The sequence below is a fragment of the Limnohabitans sp. JirII-29 genome, assembly GCF_003063395.1.
Taxonomy (GTDB): domain Bacteria; phylum Pseudomonadota; class Gammaproteobacteria; order Burkholderiales; family Burkholderiaceae_C; genus Limnohabitans.
This window is the reverse complement of sequence record NZ_NESB01000023.1, coordinates 1-2290: the sequence shown is the minus strand read 5'-3', so window position 1 is coordinate 2290 and position 2290 is coordinate 1. Positions and strand designations below refer to the sequence as shown.

The following is a 2290-nucleotide window of genomic DNA, read 5'->3' as shown; positions in this document are numbered from 1 at the left end:
GTGCTTGACACCGTGGCACCCACAGCCACCCTCACCCCCGGCATCTTTGCCGACACCACCAGCAGCGCCACCGTCAGCAGCTCGGAGGTCGGCACCGCCTACCTCGTCAGCAGCAGCGTGAGTGTGACTTCGCTGGCCGACATCACCAGTCAAGACGATGACTTGTGGAACAGCGTGGCCATTGGGCAGAGCAACACCAGCACTGCCTTGGGCTTGAGCGGCTTGAGTGACGGCAGCTATGTGCTCTACACCGTGGACGCGGTGGGCAACCTGAGTGCCGCCAGCAGCCAGACCTTGACGGTCGATAGCACAGCACCCACGGCCACCCTCACGACGGCCAGCTTGGCCAACACCGCCAGCGCCACCGTCAGCAGCTCGGAAGTCGGCACCGCTTACCTCGTCAGCAGCAGCGTGAGCGTGACTTCACTGGCCGACATCACCAGCCAGGCCGATGGCTTGTGGAACAGCGTGGCCATTGGGCAGAGCAACACCAGCACCGCCTTGGGCTTGAGCGGCTTGAGTGACGGCAGTTATGTGCTCTACACCGTGGACGCAGCGGGCAACCTCAGTGCCGCCAGCAGCCAGGGCCTTACCGTGACCGGCGTGGACCTGAGCGCCGTGGCCGCTGGCACCGGCGGCTTTGTGATCAATGGCCAAGCCAGTGGCGACAGGAGCGGCTGGAGCGTGTCGGCTGCAGGCGACGTCAACGGCGACGGCTTGGCCGACTTGCTGGTGGGGACTCCTGACAACAGCAGCGGTGCTGGGACAACCTACGTGGTGTTTGGCACTACAGCAGCCAGCGCCATTGAATTGAGCAACGTCGCCGCAGGCACAGGGGGCTTTGTCATCAACGGCATAAGTGCAGGGGATGCCAGTGGCTACAGCGTGTCGAGCGCGGGCGATGTGAACGGCGACGGCTTGGCCGACCTGTTGTTGGGAGCGCCTGCAAACATCTACATAGACAACTCAGTTGGACACAGCTACGTGGTGTGGGGCACCACCGCCACCAGCGCCATTGAATTGAGCGATGTGGCCGCTGGCAGTGGGGGCTTTGTCATCAACGGCCAAGCCAGTGGCGACCTCAGTGGCAACAGCGTGGCGGGCGTGGGCGACGTCAACGGCGACGGCTTGGCCGATTTGCTGGTGAGCGCGCCTTACAGCAGCACCAGCGCGGGCAGCAACACCGGGCGCAGCTATGTGGTCTTTGGCACCACCGCCACCAACGCCGTTGAATTGAGTGACGTGACCGCAGGCACAGGCGGCTTTGTGATCAACGGCATATGTGCAGGGGATATCAGTGGCGAGAGCGTGTCGAGTGCGGGCGACGTCAACGGCGACGGCTTGGCCGATTTGCTGGTGGGGGTACGGATCAGCAACACCAGCGCGGGCAACAATGCAGGGAGGAGCTATGTGGTCTTTGGCACCACCGCCACCAGCGCCATTGAGTTGAGCAACGTCGCCGCTGGCACAGGGGGCTTTGTGATCAACGGCCAAGCCAGTGGCGACTTCAGTGGCAACAGCGTGGCGGGCGTGGGCGACGTCAACGGCGACGGCTTGGCCGACTTGCTGGTCGGGGCTTTTTTCAGCGACCCCAGCGCAGTCAATGAGGCTGGAAGAAGCTATGTGGTGTGGGGCACCACAGCAGCCAGTGCCATTGAGTTGAGCAACGTCGCCGCAGGCACAGGCGGCTTTGTGATCAACGGCATATGTGCAGGGGATGCCAGTGGCTACAGCGTCTCGGGCGCAGGCGATGTCAACGGCGACGGCTTGGCCGACTTGTTGGTGAGCGCGCCTTACAGCAGCACCAGCTCAGGCAACACCGCCGGGCACACCTACCTGGTGTTGGGTACCACCGCCACCAGCGCCATTGAGTTGAGCAACGTCGCCGCAGGCAGTGGTGGCTTTGTGATCAACGGCCAAGCCAGTGGCGACAACAGTGGCTTCAGCGTGTCGGGCGCAGGCGACGTCAACGGCGACGGCTTGGCCGACTTGCTGGTGAGCGCACCGTTCAGCAGCACCAGCGCGGGCAGCTTCGCCGGGCGCAGCTATGTGATTTTTGGTGCCACCGACGGCACCTGGGCCAACAAAACCGCCGTGGACCAACTCGGCAGCGCCGCCGCCGACACCCTCACTGGCAGCACCAGCGCCGAGACCCTGGTGGGTGGCGCGGGCGACGACACCCTCATCGGCAACGGCGGTGCCGATGTGCTCTACGGCGGCTCGGGCAACGACGTGCTGGTGGTCAACGCCAGCACCTTGCTGGCCCTGCAAAGCCCCATGGGCAGCGCTG

At 64.4% G+C, this 2290-nt stretch carries 1 protein-coding gene; it reads left to right on the top strand.

Going from position 1 to position 2290, the window contains the following annotated elements; genetic code table 11:
• A partial coding sequence (locus tag B9Z39_RS16795) for an S-layer family protein (RefSeq protein ID WP_199221241.1) occupies positions 1 to 2290 on the top strand: 2290 nt, incomplete at both ends.